The following is a 17,517-nucleotide window of genomic DNA, read 5'->3' as shown; positions in this document are numbered from 1 at the left end:
CGCCGATAAGGGACGGCAGCCGCCCGATCCCGGCGGTAGGGGGGCGGAACAGGGGCCCCAGTCCCGCCAGGGCACCTCTCCCCTGGTATCCCCTTCAGGAGGCGCCGTGGCGATTTCGCAGGTCAGCCCCCCGGCACATACCCATCACCCCCTCGCCTCACACGAGGCGCCCGTCAGCGGCCGATGCGGATCGAACGGCGCACGACCGCCCTCGGGTCTCTGGCCCGGACGGTCACCACGAGCCTGCGCCGGATCTTGGAAGCGCGGACCGTCGCCGTCCAGCGCCTTCGGCCGCGCCACCACGCCATGCCCGGCCCGAGCTCCGCGAGCTCGGCCTCGCCGACCTGGACGGGGTAGCGGAGAGGCGGCCCGCCCAGGTTGAGCTCCAGATCGGCCTCCCAGACGCCCGGAACGTCCAGCGTCGCCGTGGCGGTGAACCGCGCGTCGCCAGCGGCCGAGGCGGAGACCCGCCGCTCGTTCCCCGAGGACCGCTCCCGCCAGACCACCTGTCGTGCGGACCACGCCGCGGGACACCCGCCGCCCACGGTCACCGAGCCTTCGATGGTGAGCGTCCCCTTGCCGCCCCAGGCGGCGCGGGTCAGCCGTACGGACCCGGGGACCGCGGCCACGTGGCCGCCGACGTCGATGCTGAGGTTGCCGCGCGGGCGGGTGAAGTACGGCACCGCGACCGCGGACATCAGACGGGGGGCGGGACTCCCCACCTCGGGATCGCGGTCGGCGCCGAACCTCGCCACCCGGCGCACCCCCTCGCGCGCGATCACGACGTACATGTCCCACACGCCGGGCGGCAGGCGTGACACCTCGACGCTGCCGACGAAGACGTCGGCCACGGAGGTCACCGGGACCCGGCGCTCAGCCGAGGTGGAACGCTCCCGCAGGAGCAGGCCGACCGTGACGCCGTTCCAGGAGTCGGCGAGGGACGCGCGGCCGGAGACCTCCAGGCGGTCGCCCACCCATGCGAGCCCGGTCAGGCGGCGGCGCAGCGCCGCGGTCTCGACGCGGGCGAGCCGCACCAGGCGGTCGACGTCGCCGAGCGAGGCGGCCCGGAGCCGGTCGATCGGGCGCAGCCTCTCGAGCACCCCGTCGGTCAGCCAGGTCGCGCACATGCCGGACACCTCTTGGGCGATGACCCGCCGCACCGCCGCGTCGGCCGTCAGGAACGGCGCGCCGAGCTGGCCGAGGATGTCGAAGCGGAAGTGCCGGCGCAGGAGGTGGTCGCGGAGCGGCCCCGCGGGGACGTGGCGGATCATGAGCTCGATGGGCGCGCGGATCATGCGCAGCCAGGCGAGCGGGTCGCGGCTGCCGGGCTCCTGCATGATGCTGCTGCCGTCCGGCCGGGCCATCAGGTGGTAGCAGTCGTGGTCGGCGACCACGGAGATCGTCTGGGCGTGGCAGTAGGCGTGGACCGAGAAGATGATGTCCTCCCCGACCCGCAGCGACTCGTCGAAGCGGATGCGGTGGCGGGTGAGCAGCTCGCGGCGGAAGAGCTTGAAGCAGGTGAGGAGGTTGTAGACCGTGCTCTCGCCGAGCGGCGCGCGGTCGCGGTTCTCGCGGAACATGGAGGTGGGGACCTTGCGGCCGTGCCCGACCATCTTGCCGAGCACGATGTCGGAGCCGTTGCGCTCGGCCATGGCCAGCATGCGCGGCAGCGCCTCGGGGCCGAGGTGGTCGTCGGCGTCGCAGAAGAAGACGTACCGGCCGCCGGCCTGGGCGATGGCCCGGTTCCTCGGCCGGGCGGCGCCGCCGGAGGCCTGCTGGTAGCAGACCCGTATTTCCGGAAATTTCTGGGCATAGTCGGCGAGGAGGTCACGGCTGCCGTCGGTGGACCCGTCGTCGACGACGACGATCTCTTTGCTGACGGGCTGCATGAGCAGCGACGTGAGACACCGGTCGAGGTAGGGGCGGCAATTGTGGACGGGCACCACGATGCTCACGTCGACATGCCGACTACTTTCCGTCTTCATTGCGATTCATTATGTAACCGCTGACCCGCGCCACGCGGCGCAATCACCGCGTTGTCATCACCCGGCCCAGCAGCTTATTTGGCCGTGTGGGCTTATTGCCGTTTTGTCGGGGTAGCGAGCCGGAAACGGAGGTGAGGGCATGGCCTACCCCGCACGCGACACGGGACTGGACATTCGCGAAAGGCACGATGGGCCCTGCGTGGTCGTGGAGATCAGCGGCGAGCTCGACATGAGCGCCGTTCCGCGGCTGCGCGCGGAACTCGACCACGCGATAGGAGTGTCCCGGCCGCCACGCCTGGTACTCGACCTCACCCGCACCAGGTTCTGCGACTCCATGGGGCTGGGCCTGCTGGTCGGCACCTACAACCGGGTGCGGGAGCTGGACGGGAGGCTGGCGCTGGCGGTGGCGCCCGGGGCGATCTCGAGGCTGCTCGTGATCACCAACCTCGACCAGCACTTCGAGATCTTCCCGAACACGGAAGACGCGGTGGCGCTCCTGCAGAGGGCCTGACCGGCCCAGGGGCGCACGGGCAGAGGGGCGCACAGGCCGGCGGGGACTCGCACGCGGGCTCGGTGACGGGTGGATGGCGACGCGGAGGATGAGCTGTTACGCTCTATCGCTTGGCATGTCTTAACGCCAGTCTCACAGCACTGCCCGTTAGGAGTATACCACACTGATGGAGCATCGCGCACCCTCAACCGCCCGCGCCGAAGCCCTGCGAGCCGAACAGTCCTACGTCTCCATGCTGTACGACCGCCTCGACGCCGTACGCCGGCGCGCCGAGACGGCGCTCCGCGAGGAGCACGGGCGCGGCACGCCCGGCGGCACCCACCAGGCCCGCGTCGAACGCGACGTGTCGTCCCACGAGCACGCCCGGCGCGCCTCACAGCTGTCCGGCGTGGAGCGCGGGCTGTGCTTCGGCCGGATCGACGAGGCCGGCGACGAGACGTACTACATAGGCCGCGTCGGGCTGCGCGACGCGGGCGACGAGCTGGTCCTGATCGACTGGCGCGCGCCCGCCGCCCGCCCGTTCTACACCGCCACCCCGAGCGACCCCGGCCCGCTGGTACGCCGCCGCCACCTGCACACCCGCGGCCGTACCGTCGTCGACCTCGACGACGAGGTGTTCGACCTCGGGCGGATGAGCGAGCCCGACCGCCGCACCCTCGTCGGCGAGGCCGCCCTCATGGCGGCGCTGCGGCGCGGGCGCACCGGGCGCATGGGCGACGTCGTCGCGACCATCCAGGCCGAGCAGGACCAGGTGATCAGGTCCGGCCTGCCGGGGGCGCTGGTCGTCCAGGGAGGCCCCGGAACGGGCAAGACCGTGGCCGCCCTGCACCGCGCGGCCTACCTGCTGTACGCGCACCGCGACACCCTGGAACGCCGCGGCGTCCTGGTCGTCGGCCCGAACACCATGTTCCTGCGCTACATCGGCAACGTGCTGCCGTCCCTCGGCGAGACCGAGGTCGTGCTCACCACCGTGGGCGAGCTGTACCCCGGCGTGCGCGCCACCGCCGCCGACGAGCCGCGAACGGCCGTCGTCAAGAGCGACCCGCGGATGGTCGACCTCCTCAGGGCCGCGGTACGCGACCGCCAGCGCGTACCCGGCGGCGACCTCACGATCCTGGTCCCCACCAAGACCTCGGTGCGAGGCGGCGTCGAGGTCGTGGTGGAGCGGATGGCGCTGCGGATCGGACACGACACCTGCGTCCGAGCCCGCGACAGGGCACGAACCGTGCGGAGCCCGCACAACGTGGCGCGCAAGCTGTTCGTCGACTCGGCCCTCACCGCGCTCGCCCTGGACGAGGCGCGGCAACTGGACCGCCCGCTCGACGAGGAAGACCTGCGGTACGCCCGCGCCGCGCTGTGGCAGACCCGCTCGGTGCGCGAGGCCCTGGACGAGCTGTGGCCGCTCCTCACGCCCGAACGGCTGGTCGCCGAGCTGCTCGCCGACCCCGCCGCGCTGCGCTCGGCCGCCGCCGGGGTGCTGCGGCCCGAGGAGGCGGACCTGCTCGCGCGCCCGGCCGGAGCGCCCTGGACCGTCGACGACGTCCCCCTGCTGGACGAGGCCGCCGAGCTGCTCGGCGAGGACGCCGCGCAGGCCGCCGCCGCCGAACGGGCCGCACGGCAAGAGCGCCGCGTCATGGAACGGTACGCGCGGGACGTGCTGGTGATCAGCGGGGTCGCCGAGACGACGATGCTGGACGCACGCGACCTCGCCGATTGGCACGACGGCGACGGATCGGGCCTGACGACCGCGCAGAAGGCCGAGCGCGACCGGCGCTGGGCCTATGGCCACGTCATCGTGGACGAGGCGCAGGAGCTGTCGCCGATGGCCTGGCGCACGGTCATGCGCCGCATCCCGACCCGCTCCCTGACGGTCGTCGGCGACGTCGCCCAGACCGGCTCGGCGGCGGGCGCGCGGTCATGGGGCGAGATGCTCGACCCTTACGTCCGGGGACGCTGGCGCGAAGCCCGCCTGCTGGTCAACTACCGGACCCCGGCGGAGATCATGGAGGTCGCCGCCGACGTGCTGAAGGCCGTGGCCCCGGACCAGGAGCCGCCGATCTCCGTCCGCGGAGGGGAGGCGCCGCCGCGCGCCCTGCGGGTGCCCCGCGCCGGGCTTCGCCAAGCCCTCGCCGAGCTGGTGCGGTCCGAGCACGCGGAGATCGGCGAGGGAAGGCTGGCCGTCCTGACCCCCGACGCCCGGCACGACGAGATCGCCGCGATGCTTCCCGAGGCGGCGTCGGCGCTCACGGCGGACGCCCTGGACTCCCCCTCTGTCGTCCTGACCGTCACCCGGTCCAAGGGCCTGGAGTTCGACTCCGTGGTGATCGTCGCGCCCGACGAGATCCTGGCCCAGTCCCCGAAGGGCGGCCAGGACCTGTACGTGGCGATCACCCGCGCGACCCGGCGCCTGACGATCGTCCACGAGCACGACCTGCCCCCCGTGCTGGCCCGGCTGCGCCAGAGGACGGACACCTCGCCCGCGCCCTGTCGTCCGTAGGGCCTCAACCGAAAGAACGAGCGCCTTCCGCCTCCGGAGGGATGCGGAACCACTCCGGGACCGCGCAGGGTGGAAGCAGATCGGGCCACATCCTCAGTTCGACACGCTCGACACGCTCCGGGCTCCACCCGGGACCCCGGACCGGACCGAGAGGATCTTCCATTCGACGTGCCGGTGATCCACGCGGATCCCGGCCAGGCAGGGGGCGATCATGAAAGACGCGTTACGGCCGGTGCGGTGGGTGACGGGGGTGGCCATCGCGCTCGCCGCCACGTTGCTCATCGTGTCATGCGGTTCGCAGGAGCATCCGTCCGCTTCGGGCACCACGAGCGCGGGACCGGCCACCACGGCGCACGCCCACGGGAAACCTTTCACGCCTCCGCCGGCCGCGCCGCTGCGGGCGTCGGAGCGGTTCGTCGATCTCAAGCTGCCCTCGCCGTACACGCCGGCCGCCCCCTCGGGAGGCACCGATGAATACCGGTGCTTCCTGGTCGACCCCGGGCTCACGCACGAGGCGTTCCTCACCGGCAGCCAGTTCCTGCCGCAGAACACCGCGATCGTCCACCACGCCATCATCTTCAGGATCGGGCCCGACCAGGTGAAGGCCGCGAAGGCGTACGACGAGCAGACGCCGGGCGAGGGCTGGACCTGCTTCGGCGACGCCGGTGTGGAAGGCGGCGACTGGATCGGCCACTGGGCGCCGGGCGCCAACGAGACGCTGCTCACACAGAAGGTCGGCTACCCGATGCCCGCGGGCAGCCGGCTGATCATGCAGGTGCACTACAACCTGCTCGCCACCCACGGCAAGCCGGGCAGCAGCGACCAGTCGGCGATCAGGCTGCGGCTCACCGATGGCAAGGCGCGGCTGACCCCGCTCGCGACCGAGCAGCTGATCGCGCCCATCGAACTGCCGTGCACGGCCGCCGAGTCGGGCCCGCTGTGCGACCGCCAGGCGGCGGTGCGCGACGTCGCCCAGCGCTTCGGGCAGCAGGCCGGGGACACGGTCACCCGGCTCAACCAGTACTGCAACAACGCCAAGCCGCCCGTGCCCGGGCCCACGCAGCACTGCGACCAGCAGACCCCGGCGGGCGGCACGATATACGCGGTCGCCGGCCACATGCACCTGCTCGGGCGCTCGATCAAGGTCGAGCTCAACCCCGGGACACCAGGGGCGCGCACGCTCCTGGACATCCCCAACTACAACTTCGACGACCAGGCCATCCGCCCGCTCGACAAGCCCGTCACCGTCAAGCCCGGCGACACCTTCCGGGTGACCTGCACCCACGACGCGGGGCTGCGCAAGATGCTGCCCGCGTTGCAGGGCGTGCCCGCGCGGTACGTCGTCTGGGGCGAGGGCACCAGCGACGAGATGTGCCTGGGCCTGCTCGTCTGGGCTCCGGGCGGCCACCCCGCCGGCTGACGGCTGACGGCTGACGGCTGACGGCTGACGGCTGACGGCTGACGGCTGACGGCTGACGGCTGAAGAATTTTCCGGATTCGCTCCTCTTCCGGTGTCGATCCGGCCGCGAGCCGTTCGTATAGGAGTGAGAAGCCGGCCCGGCGCCGGCCGCGAGATCATCGCGACCCGCCGGCCGGCCGAGCGGTCGCGACGAGGAGGAGTCGAAGGTTGAAGCAGTATCTGCTGAGCATGTACCAGCCCCATGGGGACCCTCCCCCGCCCGAGGTGCTGGGGCCGATCATGCGAGATCTCGAGGCCGTGCACCAGGAGATGGAGGCCGCCGGCGCGTGGGTCTTCACCAGCAGGCTGCATCCCACGAGTTCGGCCACCGTGGTGCGGGTCGAGGACGGCGAGGCGCTCATCACCGACGGGCCGTACATCGAGGGCAAGGAGCACATCGGCGGGTTCGTCGTCATCCGGGCGGCCGACCTCGACGCCGCCCTGGAGTGGGGGCGCAGGCTCGCCCGGGCCGGCACGCTCCCGATCGAGGTGCGCCCGTTCCTGGGAGAGTACGAAGCCTGATTGCACGACATGTCGGCTATTTCCGCCTCTGACGTTGAACGGGTGTTCCGTCAGGAGTACGGCCGCGCGGTGGCCGTCCTGGTCCGTGTTCTCGGCGACATCGACAGCGCCGAGGAGGCGGTCCAGGACGCGTTCACCGAGGCGGTGCGGCGGTGGCCGTCCACCGGCCTGCCCCCGAGCCCGGCGGGCTGGATCATCACCACCGCCCGCAACCGGGGCATCGACCGCTTCCGCCGGGAGAGCACCCGCCAGGAACGCCATGCCCAGGCCGCCCTGCTCGACCCCGGCCATCTCGGTCACCCAGGCGATCTCGGCGATGAACCATCACAGGACGGCCCAGTGCGCGACGACCGGCTACGTCTGATCTTCACCTGCTGCCACCCCTCGCTGGCCCCCGGCACCCGCGTCGCGCTGACGCTGCGGCTGCTGGGCGGGCTCACCACCGCCGAGATCGCACGCGCCTTCCTGGTGCCGGAGGCCACCATGGCCCAGCGGCTGGTCCGGGCCAAGAACAAGATCCGCGACGCGGGCATCCCCTACCGGGTCCCGGCCGAGGCCGAACTGCCCGACCGCTTCCGGGCCGTACTGGCCGTGGTCTACCTCGTCTTCAACGAGGGCTACGCGGCGAGCAGCGGAGACCGGCTGGTCCGCGAGGACCTGTGCGCCGAAGCCGTCCGCCTGGGACGGCTGCTGGCCGAGCTCATGCCCGACGAACCGGAGGTCATGGGGCTGCTCGCGCTCATGCTGCTCCTGGAGTCGCGCCGGGCCGCCCGCACCACCCCCGGCGGCGACCTGGTGCTGCTGGCCGACCAGGACCGCGGCCGGTGGGACCGCGAGCTCATCGCCGAGGGCCAGGCCATCGTCCGGCAGTGCCTGCGGCGCGACCGGCCAGGGCCCTACCAGATCCAGGCCGCCATCAACGCCGTGCACAGCGACGCGCCGACCGCCGCCGACACCGACTGGCGGCAGATCGTGGCCCTGTACGACCAGCTCCTGGCGCCGGCCCCGAACCCGGTGGCGGCGCTCAACCGCGCCGTCGCGGTGGCCGAGGTCGACGGGCCGCAGGCGGCGCTCTCCCTGGTCGACGCCCTCGACCTCGGCGGCTACCACCTGTTCCACGCCATCCGCGCCGACCTGCTGCGGCGCCTGGGCCGCGACGCCGAGGCCGCCCAGGCGTATGAAGCGGCGATCGCCCGCACCGGCAACACGGCCGAACGTGACTTCCTCCGCCGTAACCTCTCGGCCCTCGGCCCAGCCTGATCCCGCCGACGTCGCGCCCCGCTCGACTTCCTGGACCTGCTGCGGGAACGCCGCCTCGGTTGCGCGCCCTCCTTCGACTCACGATAAGAAGGCGGGATGACCATTGTTCTCCAGGCCGATGGCACCGCGGCCTTCCCCGCGCTCGTTCTCCGACCGTGGGACGAAGGCGATATCCCCACCTTGATCGAGATTTATCGTGATCCGGTGCTGCGCCGCTGGACAAGGATGCCGGTGCACGACGAGGACGACGCCCGGCAGTGGCTCCAGACACACCAGCGCGGCTGGACGGAGGGAAGGCAGTGCAGCTTCGCCGTACTGGAGGCGGAGCGGCCGGTGGCCCACATCCTGTTGAAGGAACTCGTCCCCGGCAAGCCGTCCGCCGAGGTCGGCTACTGGACGGCAGCGGACGCCCGCGGGCGGGGCATCGCGGTGCGGGCCCTGGACGCCGTCTCACGCTGGGCGTTCGAGACCTGGGAGCTGGAGCGCCTCGAATTGCTCCATCAGGTGGACAATCTCGCGTCCTGCCGGGTGGCACAGAAGTGCGGATACCCCCTGGAGGGCGTCCTGCCGGCCCGGCCGCCGTTCCCCAAGGACGGACACCTGCACGTCCGCCACGCGGGGCAAGACCCGGAGGAGCGCCCCCTCCACAGCACGTGACCCCACAGACCCACAGTTTCAGCGTGGGACGCCGCCTCGACAGCGGAGCGCCGCTCACCAGGAAGGCGGAACACGACGAACCGGACTTCACCCGGCTCACCGCGGCCGGGTTCCCGGTCATCTCCGAGTACGCCCACATCAGAAGGGCCCGCGTGAAGGACCCGGCCATGCGGATCCTTCGCCGCCCCTACAACTACGACCAGGGCCTCACCGCTGACGGCCGTTCCGACTCCGGGCTGATCTTCGCCTCGTACCAGTCCGACATCGGCCGCCAGTTCGTCCCCATCCAGAAGAACCTGGCGGAAGCCGACCTGCTGAACGAGTGGACCACCCCGATCGGCTCGGCCGTGTTCGCCCTCCCACCGGGCTGCTCCCCCGGCGGCTGGATCGGCGAGACCCTCCTGTCCTGATCGGACTTCGCACGGTGCGGATGCCGCGCCCCGGCGTGCACGGCCACTCCGGGCGCGGCGCCGCACCCAGAACGTATGCCGGTCAGTGACAGGCGGTGGTGCCGCCGTCGGTGAAGGTCTTGCCCGCCTCGGGCACGAACCGCCAGGTGTAGCCGCTGGAGTGCAAGGTGAACTTGATCACGCCGAAGGTGTCGTTATTACGCACCTGGCTGTTGGGCAAGATCCTGCCGAACCCGTAGAGACCGGCGCCACCCGTCCCCACGACGAAGTGCCGGATGCCTCTGGCCTGGTCGAGCCGCCCGCCTGGGTCCATGGGGGCGAACCGCTCGTACTGGTGGTTGTGCCCGGTGACGATCACCTCGGCGTCGTGGTCGTACAGCGCCCGCACCAGCGGCTGCACCGAGGTGTCGGGCGGGTGGTTCGCGCCCGAGGTGAAGCGGGGGTGGTGCCAGTACGCCAAAGTGCACGGCTTGCCGCTGGCCGCGAGGTCCGCGCGCAGCCACCGCTCCTGGGCCGAGCCGGCGTCGCACCCGCCGACCGCGGAGCAGTTGGAGTTGAGCGCCACGACGTGCCAGTCGCCCAGGTCATAGGAGTAGTAGCCCTTGTGCGGGTCACCCGCGGCGGAGCCGAAGTAGGCGAAGTACCCCGAGGCGCCTGGAGTGTTGTAGTCATGGTTGCCCGGCACCGGACGCGTGCGCGACTTCTCCCGGCCCCAGGTAGGCGCGTAGTAGTCGCGGAAGTCCGCGATGGAGCCGTTGTCGTAGGCGTTGTCGCCCAAGGTGAACACGGTCCCCGGTATGCCGTCCAGCAGCTTGGCGGTCGCGGTGTCACCCGAGCCGGAGTTCGCGATGTCCCCCGCGCCGACCAGCACCGGATCGCCGGACGACGACGGTGCAGACGGCTTGCCGGTGCCGGTCGCCGAATCCTCGACGCCGGTCCCCGCCGAGTCGCCGGCGTCGGGCTCCGCCGGCGCCGCGGCCGTGCTCGTCGCGGACGCGGTGACGCTGGCCGTCGTGGCCGTGGTCCCCCTGGACCCGACCATGGCGTTGCCGACCACCGCGACCACGGTGCCCACCGTCACGCAGCCGGCGATGAGCACAGCCGTGATCCCGACCTTGCGACTCGGCATTCCAGGCCCTCCCGTTGGTCTGTCGCGGCCCGGCGCCGGGTCGGCGTCGCGATCGCGGCCCGATCCGGCGGGCCCGCACCAGATCCCATGCTCTCACCGATCCACCGGCGGACGCGGTGACCACGGTCCCTCGCTCAGCGTCGCGTGGCAGGCCCCTGCCACCTCCCCAAACTGTCGATGGGTTGATCGATAAGATGGTGGGAGACGGTTCCGGCCTGCATGGCGGTGCGATAGATAATTGGTCCGACCAGTATTGCCGAGAGGTCGAGCGGGTCAGCGAACATGTCGATCTCTCGGCTTGCGACGGCCAACGCCAGCGCCACCTCAAGCCTTTCGTTAAGTGCTTCGAGGCAGTAGCCGCGCTGCATTGCGACGTGTGGATCCCATAGCGCACCCTGCATCAGGGTGAGCGTGACACCGGCGACCTGGGGCGTGGCCAGCTCGCCGGCGAGCTTCCGAAGCTGAGAATGCAGACCGCTTCACGCTGACCAACCTGCTGCTGAGCGGCCACCTCCTCGCCGAACGGCTCCGCGGCGTACATCCCGGGCTCGCGGGCATGAGCTGCACGGACACCTCACATAGCGCGGCCGCTCGAGGTCACCCGATCGCCGGCGGGATGTTCTGGTTGAGCCGGAAGAAGTTGGTCGGGTCGTATTCGGCCTTGATCTCCGTAAGCCGGTTCCAGGTCGAGCCCGGGTAGGCGGCGCGAACCCGATCTATGCTCTCGTCCCCCAGGAAGTTGACGTATGCCCCCGAATCACTCTGCCGGAGGGTCTCCGCGAAGTCGGCGATCCAGGCCTCCCTGATGGGCCGGTCCTCGAGGCCCTCGTAGAACGCCGCGAGGTTCACCATGATCCGGCTGTGGCGGTGCGCGAACGCGGTGGCGTCGACCGGCACGCGGGCCATCGCCCCGCCGAGCACCCGGAGCTGCACGGCGCGCATCGACGCGTCAGAGGACTCGAGATACTCGACGATCGTGTCGGCCACGCTCCGGTCGACGGTGTCGATGAACATCGTCGTCGCCACCGCGAACGTCTGCTCGGCGCCCTCTTCCGGCGGGAACATTCCCGAGTAGGGCATCGGCTGGACCATGTCGAAAAGGGGCGTGGCCAGCGCGCGGAACGGCGCGATGGCCTGGTTGCCGGCCTCGGTGTCGCCGGCGTAGGCCATGAAGGCCAGGAGGATCAGCTGACCATGCTGCTCAGCCGGCAGGAACGGCATCGGGGGCGCGGGCATGATGTTGGCGATCGTCGAGAGCTCCTCCGGCGCGGCCTCCGCCTCGGCGATGAACCCGGCGATGACCTCGGACGTCGCGGGCAGGATCAACATCCCGCCGACGATCGACTCCACCGGGTACAACTTGAAGCGCAGCCGGGTGGCGACACCGAAGTTGCCGCCGCCGCCGCGGATCGCCCAGAACAGGTCAGGATGGTTTTCCGCGTCCACATACCGCAGCTCGCCATCCGCGGTCACGATCTCGGCGGCCAGCAGGTTGTCGATGGTGAGGCCATGCTTGCGGACGAGGAAGCCGATGCCACCCCCGAGCGTGATACCGCCGATTCCGACAGAGCCGGTGTCACCGAACCCGGTCGCCAGGCCGTGGGCCTCCGCGGCGGTGGTGTACGCGCCCGCGGTCAACCCGCCTTCGGCCCACGCGGTTCGTCCTTCGACATCGATGTCCAGCCCGCACATATCTCTGAGGTCGAGCACGATGCCGCCGTCGGAGACGCTGTGACCGGCGTTGCTGTGGCCACCGCTGCGTACGGCCAGTTCCGTTCCGGTTTCGCGGGCGAACGTGATGACACGCGCGACGTCGGCGGCGTCGGCCGCCCGGACGATGGCGACCGGCCGGTAGTCGAACCCGCCGGCATAGATCCAGCGCGCCTGGTCGTACTCCTCGTCATGCGGCTCGATCACCCTGCCGCTGAGGGAGGTGCGGAGGTGCGCAATCGTGTCGGGGGAAACGTTCACATGCATAAGGGAGCTCCTCCGCGGCGTCTGCTTTCCTGCCGCTCGTCGCTGACAGAGATTGCCGTGCTCATGTTCGGCGATGACGGAGTCATCAATCAGGGATTGACCTCTATGGATCATTCCTTCTGGGCAGTCGGCTTTCAACCCGAATAGGGGTGGGGGTGGGGTGGCCGCCGGATCACCGTCATCGGCGGCTACCTGGCCGCCGCGGAAGCGCCGCCTTCGACGAGGTGACGGGTGAAGAAGCGCTCCGAGCCGGGGTAAGAGTCCACCGGGTTCGGCGAGCGATCACGCGAGGCCGCTTCCTCGCCGGTGGCGACGGCCGCGGCGATATGGGCGGGTGAGAGCTTGCGGGGGCGACCGGCGTGCTTGCCCTTCGCGGCGGCATGGCCCGACCCATGACTGCCCGTCCGGGCACCCGCAGCGGCCCGGGATCGGCGCGAGGTGAGGGTTCCGGCCCCGGATCTGGCGTCGCGAGGAGCTCGGCCCGCCCTCAGCGCGCCCGATAACGAGGTTGACCCGAAAGACCGCTCATACTCAGCCAGACGGGCCGACTCGCCGCTCATGATTCTGACCGCGAAAGCAATCATGCGGAGAACAGGGCTAGCTTGACGGTGTTCGGGTGCAGGTGGCCGTGGGCGCGTTGTTGATGCTGCTCGAGGTCGCCAGGAAGCCGAACGCGGTGGACGCGTTGGGGGCCGGCGTTCCGTTGTAGCTCTCGTTCGTGATCGTGTACGGGCTGCCGGTGCTGTCGGTGCGGGCACCCCAGATCTGCGTGATCCGCTGGCTGTTGGGGAAGGTGAGTGTCACCGTCCACCCGGTGGTCGCGGTGGTGCCGGTGTTGGTCACGGTCACCTGACCCTGGAATGCGCCGGACCAGCTGCCGACCTGGCTGTACACACCTCGCCTAACAACACGATCAAGACGGCAACCCCTGACCGGACGCGGTCGCCTCCCCTTGCACCTCAACCGGTCATGTGAGGTGGATAGGGGCCGGTGGTCTGGGATCCCGTTCTCCTCGCCTAGCTTTGGACGTAAGGAGGTTGAGGTGAGGCATGGTGGTGGATACAGAGGTCGACTACCGGGCGGTGTTCAAGGCCCTCGTGGCTCCGTTGCTGGTACTGACGCCGGACTTCGCCATGGTGGCGGCCAATGACGCCTATTTGAAGGTGGTCGGGCGGAGCGAGGCGGACCTGCTCGGCCGACACTACTTCGCGGTCTTCCCCGGCAATCCAAACGCTCCCAACGATCCTGACGTGCAGGGGGCGGAGGGCCTGCGCGATTCGCTGGGACGGGTGCTGGCCACGGGCGAACCGGACACCATGGCGCTGCAACGGTACGACATCGAGGCGAGCGGCAGGCCGGGGGTGTTCGAAGAGCGGTACTGGAGCACGATCAACACGCCGGTTCTGGGCCCGGACGGTGAAGTGCAACTGATCATTCACCGGACCGAGGAGATCACTGACTTCCTCATGCAGCTGAGGCGGCTCGACGAATGCGACGTCACAGAGGCGCGGGCGAAGCTGGAGGCGATGGGAACCGATGTATACGTTCGCGCCCGCGAACTTCAGGACCTCAACGAACAACTCAAGCAGGCACACAGGCAACAACGTCAGACCGTGTCGGTGCTACGAGAGGCCATCGAACGGCAGCGGCGGTTCGTCTTCGATGCCTCCCACGACCTGCGCAACCCGATCACCGGGATACTGACCGACATTGAGGTCGCAATCTCAGAACCCGACAGCGACCTGCGCCAGATGCTGCGCAGATTGCTGCTAGACGCCGAACGGCTCAACGACATCGTGGGCGATCTGCTCGAACTCGCCCGCCTGGACACCGCGACGCCACCCGCCACTGAACCGGTCGACCTGGCCCACCTCGTGATGGACGAACTGGAACGCCGCACTCTGACCCCCACCTTGCTCACCAAGCTCGATCAGCAGGTGGTAGTGCACGCCTCCCGGATCCGGCTGGCCCGGCTCCTGGGCAACCTGGTGGCCAACGCCGAACGGCACACCACCACCACGATCGCGATCATCGTCACCACCGACCCACCGGACGCAGTCCTGGAAGTCATCGACGACGGACCCGGCATCGCCCCGGCCGACCGCGAAAGAGTGTTCGAGCGCCTCAGCCGTCTGGACGATGCCCGCCGCCTGGATCCCGGCGGCTCCGGGCTCGGTCTGCCCATCGCCCGCGAGATCGCCCAGTCCTACGGCGGCCACCTGTACGCCGCCGACCACCCCACCGGCGCCCGCTTCGTCCTCCGCCTCCCCCTCGCCGCCTAGGCCTGTTGCGCGAAGGTAGATCTTGCCCACGGACGGCAGGCCCGGCATCGCGTATACCTGCTTCGAGATGGCGGCTGACATCCTCGCGAACGGCGATCGAGGATGCCTCCGTGTAGCTCGTGTCAGCAAATCGCCTTCCACGGATGTCCACCCGCGTCCAGGGACGGTGTTAGCACTTCCATTAGCAAGATCACGCGCATCGCAGGGAGCGTTGTCATACCCTGCGGCTACTCTCCCGCGCATGGCGTCCCCGAGATCATCCCGTTGAGCATGAATCCGATTACCACACCGGCACCATCGGTCACTAAGAGGGCGGCCAGTTCCTCGGCTCCGTCGTCGCCGTCCTCCTTAAGGCGATATCTCCACGTGACGGGGGGAAGCCCACCCGCCGCTCCTGGACGGCGAAGAAAAGGACACATGTGCGCTGATGTACTGTATCGCCGGTAAAGTTCCTTAGCTAACCGTTTGGTGGGATCAAGGCGACATGACTCAACCGGTGGGCCCGCAACCCAAGGTCAAGCACTCCAAGCTGTCGCTCGGAGTTGGGGTTGCAGGGCTCGCGCTAGCGCTCTATGGCTGCTCGACCCTGAACCTCGCACGTGATGTTGACGGTCGTCTGGCATCCCTACCTGTGCCGACCGTCACTGTCACCGAGACGGCGGGTTCGGAGCCGACCCAGCCCGAGTCCGCCCCCACTCCAATACAGAAACTGCACTCCGATGAAGTGATCACGGATGGCACCTATGAGGTAGGCGTCGACGTCAAACCCGGTACTTATACGACCGGGGGTCCACCCGAGGGGAGTTCGGGCTGCTACCGCAAGCACCTCAAAACCCTCGACGATGACGGGCTCATCTACGTGGACATCACCAAGGGGCCGACCACGGTAGTTGTGAAGTCTCCGATCAAGTTCATGACATTCTCCGGGGGCTGCGAGTGGAGTAGGAAGAAGTAGGCGACTCCAAAGGCGCTCCGCGCGGGTGCTGAAACACTGGAGGGAGGCAGCAGCGCATGCTCGACTGGCTGATCCGCCCCCACACCGCCATGCACACGATCGGTGAGATCGTCGGCGGAGCCGAGCACCGCCTGATGGCGCCCCGCGCGGTCAGCCAGGACTCGATCGCGACCGCCCTGGCGCTGGACGGCAAACTTGACGACGAGACACGCGAGAGCTTCCTGGAGAAGGTCTTCAGCCCAGCCGCGCAACCCACGCACTAGGGCGCGTATCGGGTTGTGATCAAGGGGTGGTCCGGGTGAGGTCTTTGATCCAGATCATCGCGGTGCGAAGGTGGAGGCCGGCGAGGTAGCTCGCGGGGGTCTTGTCGTAGCGGGTGGCGATGCCTCGCCAGGCCTTGAGCTTGTTGATCAGGCGCTCGACGGTGTTCCGTTCCTTGTAGAGGTCGGCGTCGTGGCTGACGGGCCGACCTCCCTTGCTGCCCTTGTTCTTCCCGTTGGCAGCCTGGTCCCTCTTCTCCGGGATGACTGCCTTGATGTGGCATTTCCGTAGGTAGGTGCGGTTGCCGCGGGACGAGTAGGCCTTGTCCCCGGCGACCGCTTCGGGTCGGGTGCGGGAAGGGCCGACCGGCCCGCGGACCCGTACTTTCTCGAGCACGGGGATGAACTGCGGGCTGTCGGCAGCCTGTCCCGCAGTCAGGACGAACGCCAGCGGGCGGCACTTCCGGTCGGCGGCGAAGTGAACCTTGCTGATCTGCCCGCCTCTCGAGCGTCCGAGCAGAGCGGCTTTCAGTCGGAGCTTGCGGCGGCGACGGACGCGTCGCCATTCTTCCCGCTCCGGGTCCTCTCCGGCGTCTCGCCCGACCGGCTCGTCCCGCTCCCATTCCGGCATTGGACGAGGGTTATCCGGCTGTCGAGATCGACCGCCTGGTCAGTACGACCGGCACGGTCAGCCTGGCCAACCATGCCCTGTGCATCGGCACCACCCTGGCCGGGCAGCGCGTCACCCTCCGGATGGACGGCATCACCGCGCTCAACCTCCGGTGGGCTGACGTCGACCTCGACACACCAGAGATCCGGATCAAGGGAAGCTCGGCCGTAGTGGACGGGAAGCGGGTAGAGGGTACGACCAAGAGCGGTCGATCCCGCGTCGTCAGCCTGGATAAGGCATCTGCGGCAGTACTCCGCGAGCATCAGGCGCGTCAAGCCATCGAGAGATCGACGGCCGGCGAGGAATGGAAGGGCGCCGATGACTACGTGTTCACCACGGGATGGGGTGAGCCGATCTATCCGGACACCGTCACATCGTTGGTGAGCAAGCTCATCCAGGCTTACAACGCTCCGAAGAGCGGCCCCAAGCCTGAGAACCCGTTGCCGCACGCTCGTCTGCACGACTTCCGGCACATCCACGCGACTACGCTCCTGCTGGCCGGCGTGCCGGTGCACGTGGTGGCGGCCCGGCTGGGCCACGCTGACCCGGCGATCACGCTTCGGGTGTACGCGCACGTGATCAACGAGCAGATGGCGATGGCGGCTGACATCTTCGCGACAGCGATCGAGGATGCCCCCGCGTAGCTCGTGTTAGCAAACGTGTTAGCAAAAGGCCCCCTGCGATGATCGCAAGGGGCCTTTGAGCTGGGAGCCGACGAGGGGAATCGAACCCCTGACCTACGGTTTACAAGACCGTTGCTCTGCCGATTGAGCTACGTCGGCGGGTGCGGTGCCCTACGAGTTTAGTCGTATGGCGCGGGCACCGTCACCGATCATTGATCGTCTGGGCCGAGGAACCGCCAGTCTTCGCAGGGTGCTGAGGTGACACCGCTGGAGCCTGGGGTGCGGGACGGCCGGGAGAGCCGGAGAGCTGGGCCGCCGGA

At 69.5% G+C, this 17,517-nt stretch carries 15 protein-coding genes, 1 tRNA gene and 2 pseudogenes; 11 read left to right on the top strand and 7 right to left on the bottom strand.

Features of this window, described 5'->3' with window-relative positions; all coding sequences use genetic code 11:
• Nucleotides 1–173: 173 nt before the first annotated feature.
• Nucleotides 174–1,985, bottom strand: coding sequence for a glycosyltransferase family 2 protein (locus tag MYF83_RS22510; RefSeq protein WP_248962581.1), 1,812 nt, complete (start codon nucleotides 1,983–1,985; stop codon nucleotides 174–176).
• Between the two features lie 139 nt (nucleotides 1,986–2,124).
• Here MYF83_RS22510 and MYF83_RS22505 point away from each other — a divergent pair, with 139 nt between their 5' ends.
• The 7 genes and pseudogenes from MYF83_RS22505 to MYF83_RS22475 form a co-directional block, all read left to right on the top strand.
• Nucleotides 2,125–2,496 (top strand): STAS domain-containing protein, encoded by a 372-nt coding sequence (locus MYF83_RS22505; RefSeq protein WP_248962577.1) that lies wholly within the window; start codon nucleotides 2,125–2,127, stop codon nucleotides 2,494–2,496.
• A gap of 166 nt (nucleotides 2,497–2,662) precedes the next feature.
• Nucleotides 2,663–4,993 (top strand): HelD family protein, encoded by a 2,331-nt coding sequence (locus tag MYF83_RS22500; RefSeq protein WP_248962574.1) that lies wholly within the window; start codon nucleotides 2,663–2,665, stop codon nucleotides 4,991–4,993.
• 211 nt (nucleotides 4,994–5,204) lie between these two features.
• Nucleotides 5,205–6,413: a monooxygenase gene (locus MYF83_RS22495; protein WP_248962573.1), complete on the top strand. Its 1,209-nt coding sequence runs from the start codon at nucleotides 5,205–5,207 to the stop codon at nucleotides 6,411–6,413.
• Between the two features lie 207 nt (nucleotides 6,414–6,620).
• Nucleotides 6,621–6,974: a YciI family protein gene (locus MYF83_RS22490; protein ID WP_248962569.1), complete on the top strand. Its 354-nt coding sequence runs from the start codon at nucleotides 6,621–6,623 to the stop codon at nucleotides 6,972–6,974.
• Between the two features lie 42 nt (nucleotides 6,975–7,016).
• Nucleotides 7,017–8,234 (top strand): RNA polymerase sigma factor, encoded by a 1,218-nt coding sequence (locus tag MYF83_RS22485; protein WP_308201489.1) that lies wholly within the window; start codon nucleotides 7,017–7,019, stop codon nucleotides 8,232–8,234.
• Between the two features lie 96 nt (nucleotides 8,235–8,330).
• A complete protein-coding gene (locus tag MYF83_RS22480) occupies nucleotides 8,331–8,891 on the top strand; it encodes a GNAT family N-acetyltransferase (RefSeq protein WP_279339888.1) in 561 nt (186 codons plus the stop codon).
• Between the two features lie 20 nt (nucleotides 8,892–8,911).
• A pseudogene (locus tag MYF83_RS22475) lies at nucleotides 8,912–9,301 on the top strand (Dyp-type peroxidase); the annotation flags it as partial.
• 82 nt (nucleotides 9,302–9,383) lie between these two features.
• Here MYF83_RS22475 and MYF83_RS22470 read toward each other — a convergent pair.
• From MYF83_RS22470 to MYF83_RS22455, 4 genes are all read right to left on the bottom strand, one after another.
• Nucleotides 9,384–10,430: a metallophosphoesterase family protein gene (locus MYF83_RS22470; protein ID WP_248962566.1), complete on the bottom strand. Its 1,047-nt coding sequence runs from the start codon at nucleotides 10,428–10,430 to the stop codon at nucleotides 9,384–9,386.
• Between the two features lie 134 nt (nucleotides 10,431–10,564).
• Nucleotides 10,565–10,903, bottom strand: coding sequence for a TetR/AcrR family transcriptional regulator C-terminal ligand-binding domain-containing protein (locus MYF83_RS22465; protein WP_279339917.1), 339 nt, complete (start codon nucleotides 10,901–10,903; stop codon nucleotides 10,565–10,567).
• A gap of 124 nt (nucleotides 10,904–11,027) precedes the next feature.
• Complete coding sequence (locus MYF83_RS22460; protein ID WP_248962565.1) at nucleotides 11,028–12,407, bottom strand: FAD-binding oxidoreductase; 1,380 nt, start codon at nucleotides 12,405–12,407, stop codon at nucleotides 11,028–11,030.
• Between the two features lie 597 nt (nucleotides 12,408–13,004).
• Entirely contained in the window at nucleotides 13,005–13,301 is a 297-nt protein-coding gene (locus MYF83_RS22455) for a cellulose binding domain-containing protein (protein ID WP_248962563.1), read from the bottom strand.
• Between the two features lie 155 nt (nucleotides 13,302–13,456).
• Here MYF83_RS22455 and MYF83_RS22450 point away from each other — a divergent pair, with 155 nt between their 5' ends.
• The 3 genes from MYF83_RS22450 to MYF83_RS22440 all read left to right on the top strand — a co-directional run bounded on the left by MYF83_RS22450 (nucleotide 13,457) and on the right by MYF83_RS22440 (nucleotide 15,907).
• On the top strand, nucleotides 13,457–14,689 hold the full coding sequence (locus MYF83_RS22450) for a PAS domain-containing sensor histidine kinase (protein WP_248962561.1): 1,233 nt from the start codon (nucleotides 13,457–13,459) through the stop codon (nucleotides 14,687–14,689).
• Nucleotides 14,690–15,173: 484 nt separating this feature from the next.
• Nucleotides 15,174–15,644 carry an Rv1352/Rv1906c domain-containing protein gene (locus tag MYF83_RS22445; protein ID WP_248962559.1) on the top strand — a complete coding sequence of 157 codons (471 nt, stop codon included), beginning with the start codon at nucleotides 15,174–15,176 and terminating at the stop codon, nucleotides 15,642–15,644.
• A 56-nt stretch (nucleotides 15,645–15,700) separates the two neighbouring features.
• Nucleotides 15,701–15,907: a hypothetical protein gene (locus MYF83_RS22440; RefSeq protein WP_248962558.1), complete on the top strand. Its 207-nt coding sequence runs from the start codon at nucleotides 15,701–15,703 to the stop codon at nucleotides 15,905–15,907.
• A 19-nt stretch (nucleotides 15,908–15,926) separates the two neighbouring features.
• Here the strand turns inward: MYF83_RS22440 and MYF83_RS22435 are convergent.
• Nucleotides 15,927–16,466, bottom strand: a pseudogene (locus MYF83_RS22435) (IS5 family transposase); the annotation flags it as partial.
• A 68-nt stretch (nucleotides 16,467–16,534) separates the two neighbouring features.
• Here MYF83_RS22435 and MYF83_RS22430 point away from each other — a divergent pair.
• Nucleotides 16,535–17,218 (top strand): tyrosine-type recombinase/integrase, encoded by a 684-nt coding sequence (locus tag MYF83_RS22430; RefSeq protein ID WP_248962556.1) that lies wholly within the window; start codon nucleotides 16,535–16,537, stop codon nucleotides 17,216–17,218.
• A gap of 65 nt (nucleotides 17,219–17,283) precedes the next feature.
• Here the strand turns inward: MYF83_RS22430 and MYF83_RS22425 are convergent.
• Nucleotides 17,284–17,356: transfer RNA gene (locus tag MYF83_RS22425), tRNA-Thr, on the bottom strand.
• Nucleotides 17,357–17,517 lie beyond the last annotated feature (161 nt).

Source organism: Sphaerisporangium perillae, assembly GCF_023276435.1.
Lineage (GTDB): Bacteria > Actinomycetota > Actinomycetes > Streptosporangiales > Streptosporangiaceae > Sphaerisporangium > Sphaerisporangium perillae.
This window is presented reverse-complemented; position numbering and strand designations above follow the sequence as displayed.